Raw genomic sequence first — 18,397 nt, 5'->3', positions numbered from 1 at the left:
GAGCGATTATTCAAGATTGCCTCGCCAGGGGCAACCCACGGTTTGTCCGTATCGCCAAAGAGTCGTCCGGGCCGACGAATGACTGCACCATTTTTACGAAGATTGCCCGCGAGCAAATCGCTACACTGCGCAAGTGGTGCATGGCGGATGCATGTACGGGCCTATGAATAGCGGGATGCAGGAGAGTTGCGTGCTCAAGAAACTGGGAATCAAAGGCCGCGTGCTGTTGCTGACCCTGTTGCCCACCAGCCTGATGGCGTTGGTGCTGGGGGGTTATTTTACCTGGATGCAACAGGCTGACCTGCAAACCCAGCTTATGCAGCGTGGCGAAATGATCGCCGAGCAGTTGGCTCCATTGACAGCGCCAGCCATGGGCCACCAGGACAACGAACTGCTCGAACGCATCGCCACCCAGGCCCTTGAACAAACCGACGTACGGGCCGTGACCTTCCTGGCTCCCGACCGCACCTTGCTGGCCCACGCCGGCCCGACCATGCTCAATCAGACGCCCTCTGGCAGTGGCACGCAGATGCTGCGCAGCAGCGGCAGCGATGCGACCCGCTATCTGCTGCCGGTATTCGGCAAACACCGCAACCTGGCCGGAGACGTGATTCCCGAAGAAGCAGACCGCCTGCTCGGCTGGGTCGAGCTCGAACTGTCCCATAACGGCATGCTGTTGCGCGGTTACCGCAGCCTGTTCGCCAGCCTGATGTTGATCGCTACGGGACTGATCGGTGCGGCACTGCTGGCCCTGCGCATGGGGCGCACGATCAATCGGCCGTTGAGCCAGATCAAGCAGGCCGTGGCCCAACTCAAGGACGGCCACCTGGAGACCCGCTTGCCGCCCCTCGGCAGCCAGGAACTGGATGAATTGGCTTCCGGCATCAACCGCATGGCCGGCACCCTGCAAAATGCCCAGGAAGAATTGCAGCACAGCATCGACCAGGCCACCGAAGACGTGCGCCAGAATCTGGAAACCATCGAGATCCAGAACATCGAGCTGGATCTGGCGCGCAAGGAGGCCCTGGAAGCGAGCCGGATCAAGTCCGAATTCCTGGCCAACATGAGCCATGAAATCCGCACGCCGCTCAATGGCATTCTCGGCTTCACCCACCTGTTGCAAAAAAGCGAGCTCACCCCACGCCAGCTCGACTACCTGGGCACCATCGAAAAATCCGCCGACAGCCTGCTGGGCATCATCAACGAGATTCTCGACTTCTCGAAAATCGAAGCTGGCAAGCTGGTGCTCGACCATATTCCGTTCAACCTGCGCGACCTGCTCCAGGACACCTTGACCATCCTCGCCCCGGCCGCCCACGCCAAGCAGCTGGAACTGGTGAGCCTGGTGTATCGGGACACGCCGCTGTCACTGGTGGGCGACCCGCTGCGACTCAAGCAGATCCTGACGAACCTGGTGAGCAATGCGATCAAGTTCACCCGCGAAGGCACCGTCGTCGCCCGCGCCATGCTCGAAGAAGAACACGAAGACACCGTGCAGCTGCGCATCAGCATTCAGGACACCGGCATCGGCCTGTCGAACCAGGACGTACGCGCCCTGTTCCAGGCCTTCAGTCAGGCCGACAACTCGCTGTCGCGGCAACCGGGCGGCACTGGCCTGGGTCTGGTGATTTCCAAACGCCTGATCGAACAGATGGGCGGCGAGATCGGTGTCGACAGCACGCCGGGGGAAGGGTCGGAGTTCTGGATCAGCCTGAGCCTGCCCAAAGCCCGCGACGATGCCGAAGACCTGCCCGCCGCGCCGCTGCTCGGGCGCCGGGTGGCGGTGCTGGAAAACCACGAACTGGCCCGGCAGGCGTTGCAGCATCAACTGGAAGACTGTGGCCTCGACACCACACCGTTCAACACCCTGGAAAGCCTGACCAATGGTGTCACCGCCGCCCACCAGACCGATCAGGCGATCGAACTTGCAGTGCTCGGCATCACCAGCAACGACATGCCGCCGGAACGCCTCAACCAGCACATCTGGGACCTCGAGCATCTTGGCTGCAAAGTGCTGGTGCTGTGCCCGACCACGGAACAGACGCTGTTCCATCTTTCCGTGCCCAACCCCCACAGCCAGCTCCAGGCGAAACCGGCCTGTACCCGCAAGTTGCGACGCGCCCTGTCTGATCTGGTCAACCCGCGCCCGATGCGCAGCGAGCCGGGCGAGCCGTTGTCCAGCCGTGCACCGAAGGTGCTTTGCGTCGACGACAATCCGGCCAACCTGATGCTGGTGCAGACCCTGCTCGAAGACATGGGCGCCAATGTGCTCGCCGTGGAAAGCGGTTTTGCCGCCATCAAGGCGGTGCAGAAAGAGTCATTCGATCTGGTGTTGATGGACGTGCAGATGCCCGGCATGGACGGCCGCCAGAGTACCGAGGCGATCCGCCAATGGGAAAGCGAACGCCATTGCACGCCGCTGCCGATCGTGGCCCTCACCGCCCACGCCATGGCCAACGAAAAACGCGCGATGCTGCAAAGCGGCATGGACGACTACCTGACCAAACCGATCAGCGAACGGCAATTGGCGCAGGTGGTGCTGAAATGGAGCGGCCTGGCGCTGCGCAATCACCGCCCGGAGCGCTCCGGCGATGGGCATGCTGGCGCCCATGACCTGTTGGTCCTCGACCACGACGAAGGATTGCGCCTGGCCGCCGGCAAGGCTGATCTGGCGGCGGACATGCTGGCGATGCTGCTGGCGTCCCTGGAGGCTGACCGCGAAGCCATCCGCCTCGCTCGGCAAAGCAACGACCACAACGCCCTGATCGAACGGGTCCATCGCCTGCATGGCGCGACGCGTTACTGCGGCGTACCGCAATTGCGTGCGGCCTGCCAACGCAGCGAAACCCTGCTCAAGCAACGGGACCCGAATGCCAGCGTGGCACTGGAGGAGCTCGACCGGGCGATCAATCGCCTGGCGGCCCAGGCGCGCATGAATGCTTGATGCAGCGCAACTGCGTCAATCAGACATCAGCGTAAGCTCAGCGCAAACCCTGTAGGAGCTGGCTTGCCAGCGAAGAGGATCTTAAACCCTGTGCTGTCTTTGAGGCCGCCTTCGCTGGCAAGTCGGATCGCCGCACCGCAGCTCCTACAGAAACGGGAGAGAGGACATCATGCGTACGATTTTTTTCAGCAGCCAGAACTACGACCGCGACAGTTTTCTCGCGGCCGGGCAACCGGCGGGCATCGAGCTGCACTTTCAGCCTGCGCGCCTGAGCCTGGACACGGTGGCGCTCGCCCATGGGTATGAAGCGGTCTGTGCGTTCATCAATGATGACCTCGGCGCGGCGGTGCTCGAGCGCCTTGCCGCCGCAGGCACACGCCTGATCGCACTGCGCTCGGCCGGTTACAACCACGTCGACTTGCCGACGGCAAAGCGCCTGGGACTGGCCATCGTGCGCGTCCCGGCCTATTCGCCCCACGCCGTGGCCGAACACGCGGTGGCGCTGATCCTCGCGCTCAACCGCCGCTTGCCCCGCGCCTACAACCGCACTCGCGAAGGGGATTTCAGATTGCAGGGGCTGACCGGTTTCGATCTGGCGGGCAAGACCGTCGGCGTGGTCGGCACCGGTCAGATCGGTGCCACCTTCGCCAAAATCATGAGCGGATTTGGCTGCCAGTTACTGGCCTATGACCCCTACCCCAACCCGCAGGTCGAAGCCCTCGGCGCCCGCTACCTGAGCCTGCCACAGCTGCTGGCCGAATCGCAGATCATCAGCCTGCACTGCCCGCTCAACGAACAGAGCAAGCACTTGATCAACCGCGAATCGCTGGCGCACATGCAACCGGGTGCAATGCTGATCAATACCGGGCGTGGCGGCCTGGTGGACACCCCGGCGCTGATCGATGCCCTGAAAGACGGTCGCCTGGGTTACCTGGGCCTGGATGTGTATGAAGAAGAGGCGCAGTTGTTCTTCGAGGACCGCTCGGACCTGCCGTTGCAAGACGATGTACTGGCCCGGTTGCTGACCTTCCCTAACGTGATCGTCACCGCGCACCAGGCCTTTCTGACCCGCGAAGCCCTGGACGCGATTGCCGCCACCACGTTGCACAACATCGCCGCCTGGGCGGCGGGCACACCGCAGAATCAGGTGACGGGAGACTGAAACGGATCGAAGGTCATCTGCCTGCGCGATGCCGCGTGCAAGCCCGTGTTAGCATATCGCGCATATTTGGAGGACCCATGGTCGAACACGATTTCCGCTACAGCCTGATGAACCCGCAACACACCCTCACCGAATGCCGCGCCCTGGTGCCGGGGCGTTATCAGGTCACCGGCAACGGTGGCTCGATTCGCAACAACGACGTGCTGGTCGTGACCCTCAAGGGTGCCAAGGACTTGTCCATGCGCCTGACCGTCGAAACGGTTCGCCACCTGATCAACCCGCCCGGTCAATGGGTCGCGGTGGCCAGTGGCCCGGTATTCGGCGAACTGGCTATTCATACCTGGCAGGTGAACTGTGACAGCTGCGCCAAAGAGCTGAGCTTCGAGTTCGCCGTCGATGCCAAGCTGGGCAACAAGGCCGAAAAGCCTGCCGCCACTGCGCGGATTGCCGAGCTGGGCTGGACCGCCGTTGGCGAGAAACACCTGTGCCCGAAATGCCAGGAGCCTGCTTGATGAAACGCCTCGCTCTGAGCGCGATGGCCGGTGCCAGCCTGCTGGGCTGCGCCGCCGAGCCGGTGCAGTTGCAACAAAACCGCAGCTACATTCTGGAATGGATCGGCGAGCGGCCGTTGATGGACTACAGCCACCTGACCATCACCTTCGCTGAAGACGGCAGGGCCTATGGCAATGGTGGCTGTAACCACTGGTTCGCACCGTACACCCTCGATGGCGACAAACTGACTTTCGGCAAAGTCGGCAGCACCCGCAAACTGTGTGCACCGGCGCTGATGGAACAGGAAAAACGCTTCCTTCAGGCCCTGGAAAACGTCCAGCGCTGGGACGTCTCCCCGATCGAGCAGATTCGCTTCTGGCCAGCCGAAGGCAAGCCGCTGCGTTGGTGGCTTGAGGAGGGTTGATCCCCTGAAAGATCGCAGCCTGCGGCAGCTCCTACCAGGTGTACGACAATCCATGTAGGAGCTGCCGCAGGCTGCGATCTTTTTGCTTTAATTTTTAGCCTGCAACGCCTCAAGCTTCGCCATCACCCCCGCCGCCGTCTGCTCCCCCATCAACTGCTCACGCACCTTGCCCTTGTTATCGATGATGTACGTCACCGGCAACGCCTCGCTGCGCGGCAGCTCGAACAGTTCGGTAGGGTCCTGCGCCAGCACGGTGAACCTGATTCCCAGCTTCTCGCTCGCGCCCTTCAGCTCTTGCCCCTGGACGTTGTCGAAGTTGACCCCGAACACGCCGATTTTCTTGTCCTTGAGCTGCTCGGCCAAGGCATTCAACTCCGGGATCTCGGTACGGCAAGGCCCGCACCATTCTGCCCAGTAGTTGAGTACCAGCCATTTGCCGTCCAGTCGGTCGGCGGCGATCTTGTGGCCGTCCTGGTCGATGCCATAGTCATTCCCGCAGCCCCCCAGCATCAATGCACCGATGATCGCCAATGCCGCTGCCAGTCGCCTTGTCATGTCGTGTTCCTTGTCAAAAATTGAATGCGCCTGCGACCCATCGCCTCTCACGGTTCTGGATTGCGCGCTGCACAGTTAGAATAGCCGCCACCTTACGCAAGATGCGACCCGCTCATGACCGATCTGACGCTTTATCACAACCCGCGCTGCTCGAAATCCCGCGGTGCGCTCGAACTGCTTGAAGCCCGTGGCCTGACGCCTACCGTGGTCCGTTACCTGGACACTCCGCTGGACGCAGTGCAAATCCAGAGCCTGCTGGGCAAACTGGGGATCAGCGCCCGGCAATTGCTACGCACCGGCGAGGACGAGTACAAAACCCTCGGCCTGGCCGACAACAGCCTGAGCGAAGCGCAATTGATCGCCGCTATCGCCGCCCACCCGAAACTGATGGAGCGACCGATTCTCGAAGTCGGTGACAAAGCCATCATCGGCCGCCCACCGGAGCAGATCCTGGAACTGTTGCCATGAGTGCACCGTACATTCTGGTTCTGTACTACAGCCGCAGCGGTTCGACCAACGAAATGGCCCGGCAGATTGCCCGCGGTGTCGAACAGGCCGGGCTTGAAGCGCGCCTGCGCACGGTGCCGGCGATCTCGACCGAATGCGAAGCCGTGTCTGCGCAGATTCCCGACGAAGGCGCGCTGTACGCCAGCCTCGACGACCTGAAGAACTGCGCAGGCCTGGCACTCGGCAGCCCGACCCGCTTCGGTAACATGGCCGCACCGCTCAAGTACTTCCTCGACGGCACCAGCAGCCTGTGGCTGACCGGCGCCCTTGTGGGTAAACCGGCGGGGGTATTCACCTCCACCGCGAGCCTGCACGGCGGCCAGGAAACCACGCTGCTGTCGATGATGCTGCCGTTGCTGCACCACGGCATGCTGATCACCGGCCTGCCATACAGTGAAGCGGCACTGCTGGAAACCCAGGGCGGCGGCACGCCATACGGCGCCAGCCACCATGCCGGTGCCGACGGCAAAAGCGGTCTGGATGCCCATGAAGTGGCGCTGTGCCGCGCGCTGGGTATGCGCCTGGCGAAGACTGCACAGAAACTGGAGAGCTGAGGTGGCAAAAAAGCCAAAGATTCTGCCTGCCCTCGAATGGCTCGAGCCACGCGTCAAGGCGATGCGTATCATCAGTCTGCTGTGCTTTTTCGGCCTGGTGGGATTGCTGTGCATCTATTACCTGTTGGTCGCCGACCTGCACGGCGCCCGGCCATGGGTGATTCTGTTGATCGAGCTGGTGCCGTTGCTGATACTGGCACCGGGGATGGTCGTCGGCAGCCCACGCGGGCATTCGTGGATGTGCTTTGTGGTGAACCTGTATTTCATCAAGGGCGCATTGGCCGCGTATGACCCGAACCGGCAGATGTTCGGTTTGCTGGAGATGGCCGCAAGCCTGGCGGTGTTTTGCTCGGCGCTGTTGTATGTGCGGTGGCGGTATCAGTTGAACCGCAAGCTGGCGGGTGAAGGCAAACCCAGCGTCGCCTGATAATCCGCCATCGCGAGCAGGCTCGCTCCCACACTGGATCTGTGTCATTCACAAATCCCTTGTGGGAGCGAGCCTGCTCGCGAAGGGGGCAACTCGGTCTCAATGATTGACGGTGTAAGCCAGCATCATCGAAATCTGGCTCATCGGCCGTCCGCCACTTTCTTCATGCCACTGGTTGAACACCTCCTGCACCAACGCCAGGTCGCGCAGGCTGCTTGGCACCTTGTCGATGATGTCCTGCGCATTCAGCGCCGCCACCACGTCATAGCTCGGTACAAAGGTGTCCTTGCCGATCATCCGCAAGAAGCGCGGGGCAGACAGCCCCCCCAACTGATGTCCGCGTTTTTTCAGAAAGGTCCAGAGCCCGACGATATCGGTCACCGGCCAATCGGCGATCAGCGCGCCGAAGCTGCCCTTTTCATGGGCCACGTCCAGTATGAACTGCGCATTGCGCGGCACACTCTTGAGCTTGCCCAGGTGACGGATGATCCGCGTGTCCTGCATCAGCCGTTCCAGATGCTCGGCGCTCATCAGCACGACTTTTTCCGGGTCGAACTTGAAGAACACTTCTTCGAAGGCTGGCCACTTGGCATCCACCAGGCTGTGCTTGAGCCCGGCGCGGAATACCCGTAGTGCCATCGTCGAGAGGTAGCGATCGTCGCTGAGCTTGCGCAATTGTTCCGGGGTTTTGGGAACGGGCAGATGGGCTTCCAGTTCAGCCGCCGAACCGAAGCGGTTCAGACAGTACTCGTTAAGCCACTTGTAGTCGCGCATGCCCTCTCCTGGAGATTGAAACAATAAACAATGTAGGAGTGAGCCTGCTCGCGATCGCGGTTAGTCATTCAACATTGATGTCGACTGACACTGCGCGATCGCGAGCAGGCTCACTCCTACAGTTTTTGACTAGAGATTGACCACATTGACGAAGCGCGAAGCCGCGCTTTCGTCGATCTTCAGGCTGGTGAAGTCGAACAGGTTGCGGTCCGCCAGTTGCGACGGGATCACGTTCTGCAGGCTGCGGAAAATGCTCTCGGTACGGCCCGGGGTCTTGCGCTCCCAGTCCTGCAGCATTTCCTTGACCACCTGACGCTGCAGGTTCTCCTGGGAGCCACAGAGGTTGCACGGGATGATCGGGAATTGCTTGAAGTCCGAGTAGGCCTGGATGTCTTTTTCGTTGCAGTAGGCCAGCGGGCGAATCACCACGTTACGGCCATCGTCGGCGCGCAACTTCGGTGGCATGGCCTTGAGCGAACCGTTGAAAAACATGTTCAGGAAGAACGTTTCGACGATGTCGTCACGGTGATGACCGAGGGCCATCTTGGTCGCGCCGATTTCGTCGGCGAAGGTGTAGAGCGTTCCGCGACGCAGACGCGAGCACAGCGAGCAGGTGGTCTTGCCTTCCGGGATCAGCTCCTTGACCACCGAGTAAGTGTCTTTCTCGACGATGTGGTACTCGACACCCAGTTCCTTGAGGTAGGCCGGCAGCACGTGCTCCGGGAAGCCCGGCTGCTTCTGGTCCATGTTCACGGCCACGATCTCGAACTTGATCGGCGCGACCTTCTGCAAGTGCATCAGCACATCGAGCATGGTGTAGCTGTCCTTGCCACCGGACAGGCAGACCATGACCTTGTCGCCGTCTTCAATCATGTTGAAATCGGCAACCGCCTCACCGGCCAGTCGGCGAAGGCGCTTTTGCAGTTTGTTCTGGTTGACCGTGAGAGTGCCCATGACGCGAAATCCGTGAGGTGTGACGAAAGGCGGGCATTTTACGCAAAAAATCGACCTGTAGGAGCTGCCGAAGGCTGCGATCTTTTGATTTTAATCTTCGGTGGCGCTGAAATTGCCAAAGATCAAAAGATCGCCCGAGCGCGGACCGAGCCTTCGGCAGCTCCTACAGACGCAACCGCGATTAGGCCTGGGGTTTACAGCGCGATTTGCTCTAAAGCCCCTACTCCCTCTGGGGAAACTCCTCCCTATACTGCGACATAAGGTCGTATACAAATTTCAGACCTGTGACTTGCTTGGCCGCATTGGCCTGTAGGCGCTCCACTGGGGGGCGACGGTAAAGACAAGAGGAGTGACTGGCATGATCCATCACGTAGTGGGGCTCTTCACCCACCCTGACCAAGAATGGAAAGAAATCCGTGGCGACCAGGAGGAAAGCATCGGCCACATGTACCTGACCCATACGCTGATCCTGGCGGCGATCCCCGCCGTGTCTGCCTTTATTGGCACCACACAGGTCGGCTGGGTCATCGGCAATCGGCCTCCCGTAATGCTGACCGTAGAAAGCGCGATATGGATGACCATCATGTCGTACCTGGCGATGCTCGGCGGTGTCGCGGTAATGGGCGCATTCATCCACTGGATGGCCCGCACCTATGACGCCAACCCAAGCCTGGCCCGCTGCATTGCGTTTGCCACCTACACCGCCACACCGCTGTTCATCGGTGGCCTCGCCGCCTTGTACCCGCACTTGTGGCTGGGAATGATCGTCGGCACCGCCGCCATCTGCTACACGGTGTACTTGCTGTACGTGGGCTTGCCGACATTCATGAACATTCCATCTGACGAAGGTTTCCTGTTTTCAAGTTCGGTGCTAGCCGTAGGCCTGGTGGTGCTGGTCGCCATCATGGCATTCACCGTGATTGTCTGGGGACTCGGCGTGGGCCCGGTCTACACCAGTTAGCCGCTCATCACTGAAAATGAGAACTGCCGACAAAGGCCGCCGCAAGGCGGCCTTTTCATTCTTCAGCAACGAGAACGCACACGACCATTCGGCAACTTGGCGATTCGCAAGGCCCGAGGGTTGCGGCATACTCGACTGCTCTGGAGATCCATCAAGCATGCCCGAGCAACTCAATACCCGCGTCGAAGACTGTTTCCAACAAGCCGAATCCTTTTTCAAACGACCTTTCAAACGCCCCGTGGTGAGCCTCAAGCTGCGCGGGCAAAAAGCCGGTGTCGCGCATCTGCACGAGAACCTGCTGCGCTTCAATCCGCAGTTGTACCGGGAAAACACCGAAGACTTCCTCAAGCAGACCGTGGCCCATGAGGTCGCGCACCTGATCGCCCATCAGTTGTTCGGCGACCGCATTCAGCCCCATGGCGAAGAGTGGCAATTGATCATGCGCGGCGTGTACGAACTGCCGCCCAACCGCTGCCACACCTATGACGTCAAACGCCGCCGCGTGACCCGCTACATCTACAAATGCCCGTGCGCCGACAGCGACTTCCCGTTTTCCGCCCAGCGCCACAGCCTGGTTCGGCAAGGTCGGCGGTATTTGTGCCGGCGGTGTCGCCATACCTTGGTGTTCAGTGGGGAGATGCGGGTCGAGTAGTTGGATTTCCGGTGTTTGTGCTACCGCCATCGCGAGCAGGCTCGCTCCCACAGGGGATCTTTGGCGTGCCACAAACCCAATGTGGGAGCGAGCCTGCTCGCGATGGCGGCCTGACAAGCACTAGAGAATCACCTTGGCACGCCGCAACTGTTCGATCTGCTCAATGCTAAACCCCAACTCCCCCAATACCTGATCGGTATGCTGCCCCAACGCCGCACCGATATGCTTCGGCTCTGGCAAACCATCGGAAAACTTCAACGGACACGCCATCTGCGCCTGGGTCGAGCCATCGCCACGGGGCACGTCGGTCACCAACTCCCGCGCCTGCAGCTGCGGATGACGTAGCGCTTCTCCCAGGCTCAACACTGGCTCGACACAAGCATCCAGCTCCGCGAAAAGCGTGCACAACTCGGCAAAGTCATACTTTTCGAATTCGGCCTTCAGCGTGGCTTTAAGCTGTTGCTGATGCGCCGCAGACAGGCCGAGGCCGGCCAGTTCCTCAAGCCCCAACGCCGTGCACAACTGTTTCATGAATGCCGGTTCCAGGCTGCCCACCGACAGCCAGCGCCCATCCCGGGATCGGTAGTAATCGTAGAAGCTGCCGCCATTGAGCACCTGGTCTTCCGGCCCTGGCTCCACGCCACAGGCCAGGTACCCGGCACCTGCCAGCGCATTCAGGCTGAACGAGCAGTCGGTCATGCTGACATCCAGGTGCTGGCCCTGACCGGTTTGCTGCCGGGCAATGACCGCCGCCAGCAAGCCGATCACCCCGTGCAGCGAACCACCGGCGACATCCGCCACCTGCATGCCCAACGGCAGCGGCCCACTGTCGGCACGACCTGTGTAACTCGCCACCCCGGACAGGGCCAGGTAGTTGATGTCATGGCCCGCGCGGTCCTTGTAGGGGCCGGTCTGGCCGTAGCCGGTGATCGACACATATATCAATTTGGGATTGATCGCCTTCAGGGCTTCGTAGCCCAGGCCCAGACGTTCCATGACACCCGGGCGAAACTGCTCGAGCACGATGTCGTAGTCCTGTAGCAACGACCTGATCACCTCAAGGGCCTCAGGCTGTTTGAGGTCCAGGGCGAGGCTGCGTTTGTTGCGGTTGAGGTAGGCATGACTGGCTGACACCCCTTGATCATGGGGTGGCAACACCCGCAGCAGATCCATGCGCGTCGGTGATTCGATGCGCAGCACCTCGGCGCCCATGTCCGCCAGCAGCAACGAGGCGAATGGCCCCGGCAGCAGTGTCGAGAAATCCAGAACCTTGAGTGATGCCAGTGGACCGAGCATGGGCGTTCTCCCTATACGATGCCCCCCAGACTAGGCAGCCGAACGCATTGCAGCAATCACCTTATGCGCCACGCGCAGTGACCGTTGCGCTCAATCGCCGAACATGAAAAAACCCGCCGAAGCGGGTTTTTCATTACAACAAGGCTTACTTGGCGTTAGCCGGGGCTACCTCTTCGACGTGGCCCAGAACATCGTCTTTAGGCTCGTCGGCGATGCCGCGTCCGCCAGAAGCCAGCTCGGCGTGAAGCACGTCGGTGTCCAGTTCCTTGACCCACTTGGCCACAACGACAGTGGCAACGGCGTTGCCGATCAGGTTGGTCAGGGCGCGTGCTTCGGACATGAAGCGGTCGATGCCGAGAATCAGCGCCAGGCCGGCAACCGGCAGGTGGCCCACGGCGGACAGGGTCGCAGCCAGTACGATGAAACCGCTACCGGTCACACCCGCAGCGCCTTTGGAGGACAGCAGCAACACCACCAGCAGGGTGATCTGGTGCGTGATGTCCATGTGGGTGTCGGTTGCCTGGGCAATGAACACCGCGGCCATGGTCAGGTAGATGGCGGTACCGTCGAGGTTGAACGAGTAGCCGGTCGGGATCACCAGGCCTACCACGGATTTCTTCGCGCCCAGACGCTCCATCTTGATCAGCATGCGTGGCAGCACCGATTCTGAAGAAGAAGTACCGAGCACGATCAGCAGTTCTTCACGGATGTAGCGGATCATCTTCAGCACGCTGAAGCCATGCATGCGAGCGATGGAGCCCAGCACGATCAGGATGAACAGCAGGCAAGTGATGTAGAAGCAGGCCATCAATTGACCCAGTTGCACCAGCGAGCCGACACCGTAGGCACCGATGGTGAAGGACATGGCACCGAAGGCACCGATCGGCGCGAGCTTCATGATCATGTTGATGATGTTGAACATCACATGGGCGAAGCGATCGATGAAGTCCAGCAGCGGCTTGCCGTAGGCACCCAGGCGATGCAGGGCGAAACCGAAGATCACCGAGAACATCAGCACTTGCAGGATGTCGCCCGTGGCGAATGCGCCAACGATGGTGGCCGGGATCACGTTGAGGAAGAAGCCGACGACACTTTGATCAGCGCCAGCCGCTACGTAGGTAGCGACTTTGGAGGCATCCAGGGTGCTTACGTCGATGTGCATGCCAGCACCTGGCTGCACGACGTTGACCACGACCAGACCCACCAGCAAAGCGATGGTCGAAACGATTTCGAAGTAAAGGAGTGCGTAACCGCCAGTCTTGCCGACCGCTTTCATGTCCTGCATGCCGGCGATTCCGCTGACGACGGTGCAGAAGATGATAGGGGCGATGATCATTTTGATCAGTTTGATGAACCCGTCACCCAGCGGCTTTACCGCCACACCGATCTGCGGATAGAAGTGACCGAGCAAAATACCGATGACAATTGCAACGATCACCTGGAAATACAGGGATTTGTACAGTGGCTGACGAGTCGTCATTGCAAAGTTCCTCAAGGGTGCCCGGTGACAACATCCATCTGTTGCCCGCAACACCACAATTGCGAACCCTCCTGCACTGGAGGGATTTGTTTTTTCGAGCTGCGCAACGGCAGGCATCTGCACGTTGTATCGCAAGGCCCGTGCCACCTTCCGTAAAATCCCTGCAAGCCTGTTGATATCCGGGGTTGCAGCGATTCCCCTGACATCGAACGGTTACAAGCATGTGGCGGATTTCCGCCCTTCCATTAAAAGTCGTCCTGCCATTTGGCGGATATCCGCCCTGTTCATGCCCACGGTGCGCAGCTAACATCCGTCGATCAACGGTCAGATCTGCTGCCATGCGCGAACGCACCATCGCCAGTCATTTCGCCCGCGCCGCCCTTGGTGGTGCGCGTCGGCACGGCTACGACTATTGCGGCGTGCTACAACAACTGGGGATCAGCCCCGAGTTGCTGGACGAGCCCCGGGCACGCATCGCGCCTGAGCAATTCACCCAACTGATCCAGGCGTTATGGCTGGCGCTGGACGACGAGTACCTGGGGTTCGGGCAAGCCCCAAGCAGGCCGGGCAGCTTCGCGATGATGTGCCATGCCGTGATTCACTGTCGCAACCTGGATAAGGCATTCAATCGCGGCTTATTGTTTTATAGCCTATTCCCCGGGGCTCCGCGTTTGACCCTGAGCCGAGAAGATGAATGGGTGCGCCTGAGCCTGGACGATTCGCAACTCTGGGACCCGGACCACTTCCTCAGCGAAAGCCTGCTGGTGATCTGGCACCGTTTCGGCAGCTGGCTGATCGGCCAGCGCATTCGTCTGGAACAGGCCTCGTTCAGCTACCCCCGGCCCGAACACGGCGCCGAGTACGACCTGTTGTTTTCCTGTCCGCTTGAGTTTTCCAGGCCCCAGAGCAGCCTGTTGTTTCACAGCCGCTACCTGGCCATGCCGCTGTTGCAGGACGAACGCACCCTCAAGCATTTCCTCGAGCGCTCCCCCGCCGACCTGCTCTCGCGCCCGGATGACGGCGACAGTTTGAGCAGCCGCCTGCGGCGCTTGCTCAGTCGCGACAGTTCACGCTGGCCCGACCTGGAAGCCGTGGCCGCCCACCTGCACATCAGCCCGCAGACCTTGCGCCGACATCTGCGGGAAGAGGGTTCGAGCTTTCAGGAGTTGAAGGACCAGTTGCGCCGCGACATCGCGATTTATCACCTGAGCCGCGCTGACCTGTCGTTGCAACAGATCGCCGAGCAGCTGGGGTTTTCCGAACCGTCGGCATTTCACCGGGCGTTCAAGAAGTGGACGGGGCTGACACCGGGGGCTTATCGGGCGCAGGAACACTGAGGTTCAAGGTTCAGCTACCGGGTGAACGCACTGGCCCCATCGCGAGCAGGCTCGCTCCTACAGGGGACCACATTTTCCTTGGGCACATGATCAACTGTGGGAGCAAGCTTGCTCGCGATGGCGTCCGATAAAACACCACTAAACCACCGGAAAAAGAATCCGGAACGCCGCACCGCCCATCGGTGAATCGCCCAAGGTCAGCTTGGCGCTGTAGCTCTCGATGATGTCCTTGACCACCGCCAGTCCGATGCCCTGCCCCGGGTGCTGGCGATCCAGGCGCTCTCCGCGCTCGAGAATCCGTGCGCGCTGATTTTGTGGTACGCCGGGGCCGTCGTCCTCGACACACAACTCGGTGCCGCTGAGAGTTTCACGCACACTGATGCGTATTTCGCCCAGGCACAGGCGATAGGCGTTTTCCAGCAAATTGCCCATCATCTCCAATAGAGCGCCTTGCTCGATCGGTACGTAACACGGGTCGGGCAAATCGAACGCGACGTGCACGCGCTTGTCGCGATAGACCTTGTCCAGTGTGTCGCACAGGCTTTTCAGTACCGGGTGCAAGCGCACCTGATGACGTACCAGACCGCTTTTGCGCAGGCTGGCGCGCTGCAATTGGTAGCTGATCTGCTGGCTCATGCGTTCGATCTGGGTTTGCAGCACCCAGGCCTGATCGCGATCCTCAGGACGCTGGGCCAGGTCTTCACTGACGCCTTGCAACACCGCCAACGGCGTTTTCAGGCTATGGGCCAGGTCATCGAGGGAATCACGGTAGCGACTGCGCTGCTCACGCTCACTGTGCAGCAAACGGTTGAGAGAACCGGTCAGGCGCAGCAATTCCCGGGGATGTTCCTCACTGAGGCTTTCGCGGGTGCCACCTTCGATCTGGTCCAGTTCCTGGCTCAAGCGCCGCAATGCCTGCAAGCCCCAGGTCAGACCGATCCACAGCAACGCCAGTAGCACCAGCAGTGCCGCGCCAAAACCCAGATACAGATTTTCCCGCAGGCCTTCGAGGGTCAGTTCGTATTCGCGAACCGGCTGCAGCGCCACGATGCTGAAGGCCGCACTTTTGCCGCCGAGCAACTTGACCTCGACGTCGTAGACAAAGAACTCCTGGCCATTGGCTTCGCGAATCCGCGCAAACTCGTTGCCACGCCCGTCGTAGCGCGGCTTGTAATTGATCCGTTCTTCCTGGGTCGCCTTCGAGCGCCAGACCAGACGCCCTTCCCGGTTATAGATATAGCCGAGCAATCGGCTATCGGCGAGGTTGAAGCGTTCGTCAGGCAATTGCGCCGGCATCTGCAAGCTGTTGTTCTCCACCCGGGCGGCGGAGATCAACGTGGTCACGTCCGATGCCAGACGCTGCTCGATGGAGTCCTGCAACGCCAGGCTGAAGGCCCCCTGCATCGCCGGCAGCAGCGCCAGCATGAACAAAACCGCCAACAGCGTGGCGGCGAGCATCAAGCGAATGCGCAGCGAGCGGATCAAGTGCAACGCTCATTGAACAGGTAGCCCAGGCCGCGCACGGTGTCGATCGGCTTGAACCCGCCCGGCCCCTCCAGTTTGCGGCGCAGACGGCCGACCAGCACCTCGATCACATTCGGATCGCGCTCGTCGTCATCCGGGTAGAGCTGTTCCATCAAGCGATCCTTGGGCACCACTTGCTGGTGATGGCGCATCAGGTATTCGAGGATGCGGTACTCGTACGCGGTCAGTGCCAGCGGCTGTTCATCGAGGGACGCCTGCTTGCGGTTCAGATCCAGCAGCAACGGACCAGCGACGATGGTCGACTGGGTGAAACCGCTGGAGCGGCGCAGCAAGGCATTCAGGCGGGCCTCCAGTTCTTCGAACTGAAACGGCTTGACCACGTAATCGTCGGCGCCGGCGGCCAGGCCTTCGACCTTGTCCTGCCAGTTGCCGCGCGCGGTGAGGATCAGGATCGGGAAGGTCTTGCCACTTGAGCGCAACTGGCGGATCAGGTCGAGGCCACTCATGCCCGGCAGTCCGAGGTCGATCACCGCCAGGTCAAAGTTGAACTGCGCGGTCTGGTACAGCGCCTCCTCGGCGTTGGCCACGGACTCGACCACGTGGCCACTCTCCGTCAGGCGGGTTTTCAGGTGATGACGCAGCAGCGCTTCATCTTCGACGACCAGCAGTTTCATAACGCTCTCCCGGGCAAATCAACATCTCCAGAGGCGCAACGTCGCACCTCAATAGCTAACATGGCAACGCCGGATCAACCATTACGGTTGATCCGGCGCAGGCTGCTCACGAAACGCTTGTCAAAAAGCGTAGTTGGCGGACAGGTAAGTCTGGGCGCTGCTGGTCAGGTCCAGCGAACCCTGCTTGCTGCCACCGCGCTCACTCATCTCGGTGCTGGCATTAGTGCGCAGGTAACGGTAACCCAGTTCCACCGAGGTTTTCTGCGTAACCTGTTGCAGCACACCCACCTGCCCACCGATGGCATAGCCGACATTGCTGTCGCGGCTGAAGCCTGGCGACTCCTGAGTCATTTTGGTCAGGCCGGCCGTGGCGCCACCGAACAATTTGGTGCTGCCGCCCACCGGGTAGAACAGATCGTAGCTGCCCAGGAGGTTTTCCTGACGCAGTTTAATGCCATTGTGCGAGCCCGACACGTTGTCGTAGGTGGCGTAGTACCGGCCCTTGGTGTTTTGCTGGCCCAGACGAACACCCCAGGTAGTGTCCTTGCCGATCACGCCATCGGCGTTGGGGTGATTAAGGTTGTCGTTCAGGGCGTGGGACTTTTTGACCTTGTCGCTGGTCTGTCCAAGAGTAAGGCTGGCGAAGTTGTCGTCGGACGCGAAGGCTGCAGTGCTTGCGCCCAGAACCGTGATTGCCAGAAGCAGTTTTTTGAATCCAGTCATTGGGGAGTTTCCTCATGTGCCGTTTGTTTTTTGGGTACGGGGCAAGGTTACGCACCACGCCCTGAACTCCCCCTGAACGCACTCTGAACCTGGGCTGAACCGTCCCTTCCCGATGTTTCGACAGTTTTCAACAGGAGATCCGACCATGCACATGTTCTTCGCCGTCCTCCTACTGGCCTTGAGCGGGCTCAGCCAGGCCGCCATCCAGACCCGGGAAATCCCCTACCAAAGTGCCGATGGCACGAAAATGATCGGCTACTACGCTTATGACGATGCCATCAAGGGCCCGCGCCCCGGGGTCGTGGTGGTGCATGAGTTCTGGGGCCTGAACGACTACGCCAAGCGTCGCGCCCGGGATCTCGCCGGTCTGGGCTACAGCGCCTTGGCCATTGACATGTACGGCGACGGCAAAAATACCGAGCACCCCAAAGACGCCATGGCGTTCATGCAAGCCGTGACAAAAGACAGTGCCGTGTCGAGCGCGAGGTTTCAGGCCGGGCTCGACCTGCTGAAAAAACAACCGCAAACCGATCCGCATAACATCGCCGCCATCGGCTACTGCTTCGGTGGTGGCGTGGTGCTCAATGCCGCAAGACAGGGCGTGCCATTGGCAGGCGTGGTGAGTTTCCATGGCGCGCTGGCGACCAATACGCCGGCAACGCGAGGCAGCGTCAAGGCGAAGATCCTTGTGGAACACGGAGCGCTGGACAGCATCGTCACCCCGGAAAACATCACGGCTTTCAAGAGCGAGATGGACAAGGCTGGCGCCGACTACCAATTCGTCAGCCTCGACGGCGCCAGGCACGGCTTCACCAACCCGGATGCCGACCGGTTAAGCCATGGCGATCATGGCGGGCCGGACATTGGCTACAACAAGGCCGCGGATGAAAAATCGTGGGCGGACATGCAGGCGTTTTTCAAGAAAATCTTTGGTTGAACCGGTAGACCGCGTCGCGGCTATCGCGAGCAGGCTCGCTCCCACAGTGGATTTATGTC

General features: G+C 60.6%; 19 protein-coding genes. 11 read left to right on the top strand and 8 right to left on the bottom strand.

Annotated features, from left to right (window positions below):
• Positions 1-190: 190 nt before the first annotated feature.
• The 4 genes from C8K63_RS02790 (at position 191) to C8K63_RS02775 (ending at position 5,022) form a co-directional block, all read left to right on the top strand.
• Positions 191-2,944 carry a response regulator gene (locus tag C8K63_RS02790; protein ID WP_108215285.1) on the top strand — a complete coding sequence of 918 codons (2,754 nt, stop codon included), beginning with the start codon at positions 191-193 and terminating at the stop codon, positions 2,942-2,944.
• 169 nt (positions 2,945-3,113) lie between these two features.
• On the top strand, positions 3,114-4,106 hold the full coding sequence (locus C8K63_RS02785) for a 2-hydroxyacid dehydrogenase (RefSeq protein WP_108215284.1): 993 nt from the start codon (positions 3,114-3,116) through the stop codon (positions 4,104-4,106).
• 77 nt (positions 4,107-4,183) lie between these two features.
• Positions 4,184-4,618: a hypothetical protein gene (locus C8K63_RS02780; protein WP_008051485.1), complete on the top strand. Its 435-nt coding sequence runs from the start codon at positions 4,184-4,186 to the stop codon at positions 4,616-4,618.
• Complete coding sequence (locus C8K63_RS02775) at positions 4,618-5,022, top strand: META domain-containing protein (RefSeq protein ID WP_108215283.1); 405 nt, start codon at positions 4,618-4,620, stop codon at positions 5,020-5,022. The genes C8K63_RS02780 and C8K63_RS02775 overlap by 1 nt, the downstream gene beginning before the upstream one ends.
• Before the next feature lie 87 nt (positions 5,023-5,109).
• On the opposite strand, the gene C8K63_RS02770 is transcribed toward C8K63_RS02775, so the two are convergent.
• Entirely contained in the window at positions 5,110-5,577 is a 468-nt protein-coding gene (locus tag C8K63_RS02770; protein ID WP_108215282.1) for a TlpA disulfide reductase family protein, read from the bottom strand.
• Positions 5,578-5,691: 114 nt separating this feature from the next.
• Here C8K63_RS02770 and arsC point away from each other — a divergent pair, with 114 nt between their 5' ends.
• The 3 genes from arsC to C8K63_RS02755 are packed head-to-tail and all read left to right on the top strand — an operon-like array spanning position 5,692 to position 7,065.
• Entirely contained in the window at positions 5,692-6,045 is a 354-nt protein-coding gene (gene arsC, locus C8K63_RS02765) for an arsenate reductase (glutaredoxin) (RefSeq protein ID WP_108215281.1), read from the top strand.
• Positions 6,042-6,638 carry an NAD(P)H:quinone oxidoreductase gene (gene wrbA, locus C8K63_RS02760; RefSeq protein WP_108215280.1) on the top strand — a complete coding sequence of 199 codons (597 nt, stop codon included), beginning with the start codon at positions 6,042-6,044 and terminating at the stop codon, positions 6,636-6,638. Before arsC ends, wrbA begins: the two co-directional genes overlap by 4 nt.
• Before the next feature lies 1 nt (position 6,639).
• A complete protein-coding gene (locus tag C8K63_RS02755) occupies positions 6,640-7,065 on the top strand; it encodes a DUF2069 domain-containing protein (RefSeq protein ID WP_108215279.1) in 426 nt (141 codons plus the stop codon).
• Positions 7,066-7,164: 99 nt separating this feature from the next.
• Here the strand turns inward: C8K63_RS02755 and C8K63_RS02750 are convergent, their stop codons facing one another.
• Together C8K63_RS02750 and ttcA are read right to left on the bottom strand one after the other, a co-directional pair.
• Positions 7,165-7,839 (bottom strand): DNA-3-methyladenine glycosylase I, encoded by a 675-nt coding sequence (locus tag C8K63_RS02750; protein WP_108215278.1) that lies wholly within the window; start codon positions 7,837-7,839, stop codon positions 7,165-7,167.
• 129 nt (positions 7,840-7,968) lie between these two features.
• Positions 7,969-8,793: a tRNA 2-thiocytidine(32) synthetase TtcA gene (ttcA, locus tag C8K63_RS02740; RefSeq protein WP_108215277.1), complete on the bottom strand. Its 825-nt coding sequence runs from the start codon at positions 8,791-8,793 to the stop codon at positions 7,969-7,971.
• A 358-nt stretch (positions 8,794-9,151) separates the two neighbouring features.
• Between ttcA and C8K63_RS02735 the strand changes: the two genes are divergently transcribed.
• Positions 9,152-9,754, top strand: coding sequence for a Yip1 family protein (locus C8K63_RS02735; RefSeq protein ID WP_108215276.1), 603 nt, complete (start codon positions 9,152-9,154; stop codon positions 9,752-9,754).
• 157 nt (positions 9,755-9,911) lie between these two features.
• Positions 9,912-10,406 (top strand): SprT family zinc-dependent metalloprotease, encoded by a 495-nt coding sequence (locus C8K63_RS02730; protein WP_108215275.1) that lies wholly within the window; start codon positions 9,912-9,914, stop codon positions 10,404-10,406.
• 120 nt (positions 10,407-10,526) lie between these two features.
• Here C8K63_RS02730 and C8K63_RS02725 read toward each other — a convergent pair whose 3' ends face one another.
• Both C8K63_RS02725 and C8K63_RS02720 read right to left on the bottom strand, forming a co-directional pair.
• Entirely contained in the window at positions 10,527-11,702 is a 1,176-nt protein-coding gene (locus tag C8K63_RS02725; RefSeq protein WP_108215274.1) for a CaiB/BaiF CoA-transferase family protein, read from the bottom strand.
• Positions 11,703-11,847: 145 nt separating this feature from the next.
• Complete coding sequence (locus C8K63_RS02720; RefSeq protein WP_108215273.1) at positions 11,848-13,182, bottom strand: dicarboxylate/amino acid:cation symporter; 1,335 nt, start codon at positions 13,180-13,182, stop codon at positions 11,848-11,850.
• A gap of 338 nt (positions 13,183-13,520) precedes the next feature.
• Between C8K63_RS02720 and C8K63_RS02715 the strand changes: the two genes are divergently transcribed.
• On the top strand, positions 13,521-14,519 hold the full coding sequence (locus tag C8K63_RS02715) for an AraC family transcriptional regulator (protein ID WP_108215272.1): 999 nt from the start codon (positions 13,521-13,523) through the stop codon (positions 14,517-14,519).
• A gap of 138 nt (positions 14,520-14,657) precedes the next feature.
• Here the strand turns inward: C8K63_RS02715 and C8K63_RS02710 are convergent, their stop codons facing one another.
• From C8K63_RS02710 to C8K63_RS02700, 3 genes are all read right to left on the bottom strand, one after another.
• Positions 14,658-16,004, bottom strand: coding sequence for an ATP-binding protein (locus C8K63_RS02710; RefSeq protein ID WP_108215271.1), 1,347 nt, complete (start codon positions 16,002-16,004; stop codon positions 14,658-14,660).
• Positions 16,001-16,678 carry a response regulator transcription factor gene (locus tag C8K63_RS02705; protein ID WP_108215270.1) on the bottom strand — a complete coding sequence of 226 codons (678 nt, stop codon included), beginning with the start codon at positions 16,676-16,678 and terminating at the stop codon, positions 16,001-16,003. The genes C8K63_RS02710 and C8K63_RS02705 overlap by 4 nt, the downstream gene beginning before the upstream one ends.
• Before the next feature lie 120 nt (positions 16,679-16,798).
• Complete coding sequence (locus C8K63_RS02700) at positions 16,799-17,401, bottom strand: hypothetical protein (protein WP_108215269.1); 603 nt, start codon at positions 17,399-17,401, stop codon at positions 16,799-16,801.
• A 145-nt stretch (positions 17,402-17,546) separates the two neighbouring features.
• Here C8K63_RS02700 and C8K63_RS02695 point away from each other — a divergent pair, with 145 nt between their 5' ends.
• A complete protein-coding gene (locus tag C8K63_RS02695; protein WP_108215268.1) occupies positions 17,547-18,338 on the top strand; it encodes a dienelactone hydrolase family protein in 792 nt (263 codons plus the stop codon).
• The last annotated feature ends 59 nt before the right edge of the window (positions 18,339-18,397 follow it).

The organism is Pseudomonas sp. GV085 (assembly GCF_003050925.1).
Lineage (GTDB): Bacteria > Pseudomonadota > Gammaproteobacteria > Pseudomonadales > Pseudomonadaceae > Aquipseudomonas.
Note: the sequence above shows the minus strand (reverse complement) of the source record. Positions and strands in the feature narration are given on the sequence as shown.

Coding starts and splice junctions, on each gene's coding strand:
- C8K63_RS02785 (WP_108215284.1), top strand. CDS start 3,114: ATGCGTACGATTTTTTTCAGCAGCCAGAACTACGACCGCGACAGTTTT.
- C8K63_RS02780 (WP_008051485.1), top strand. CDS start 4,184: ATGGTCGAACACGATTTCCGCTACAGCCTGATGAACCCGCAACACACC.
- C8K63_RS02775 (WP_108215283.1), top strand. CDS start 4,618: ATGAAACGCCTCGCTCTGAGCGCGATGGCCGGTGCCAGCCTGCTGGGC.
- C8K63_RS02770 (WP_108215282.1), bottom strand. CDS start 5,577: ATGACAAGGCGACTGGCAGCGGCATTGGCGATCATCGGTGCATTGATG.
- arsC (WP_108215281.1), top strand. CDS start 5,692: ATGACCGATCTGACGCTTTATCACAACCCGCGCTGCTCGAAATCCCGC.
- wrbA (WP_108215280.1), top strand. CDS start 6,042: ATGAGTGCACCGTACATTCTGGTTCTGTACTACAGCCGCAGCGGTTCG.
- C8K63_RS02750 (WP_108215278.1), bottom strand. CDS start 7,839: ATGCGCGACTACAAGTGGCTTAACGAGTACTGTCTGAACCGCTTCGGT.
- ttcA (WP_108215277.1), bottom strand. CDS start 8,793: ATGGGCACTCTCACGGTCAACCAGAACAAACTGCAAAAGCGCCTTCGC.
- C8K63_RS02735 (WP_108215276.1), top strand. CDS start 9,152: ATGATCCATCACGTAGTGGGGCTCTTCACCCACCCTGACCAAGAATGG.
- C8K63_RS02730 (WP_108215275.1), top strand. CDS start 9,912: ATGCCCGAGCAACTCAATACCCGCGTCGAAGACTGTTTCCAACAAGCC.
- C8K63_RS02725 (WP_108215274.1), bottom strand. CDS start 11,702: ATGCTCGGTCCACTGGCATCACTCAAGGTTCTGGATTTCTCGACACTG.
- C8K63_RS02720 (WP_108215273.1), bottom strand. CDS start 13,182: ATGACGACTCGTCAGCCACTGTACAAATCCCTGTATTTCCAGGTGATC.
- C8K63_RS02715 (WP_108215272.1), top strand. CDS start 13,521: ATGCGCGAACGCACCATCGCCAGTCATTTCGCCCGCGCCGCCCTTGGT.
- C8K63_RS02705 (WP_108215270.1), bottom strand. CDS start 16,678: ATGAAACTGCTGGTCGTCGAAGATGAAGCGCTGCTGCGTCATCACCTG.
- C8K63_RS02700 (WP_108215269.1), bottom strand. CDS start 17,401: ATGACTGGATTCAAAAAACTGCTTCTGGCAATCACGGTTCTGGGCGCA.
- C8K63_RS02695 (WP_108215268.1), top strand. CDS start 17,547: ATGCACATGTTCTTCGCCGTCCTCCTACTGGCCTTGAGCGGGCTCAGC.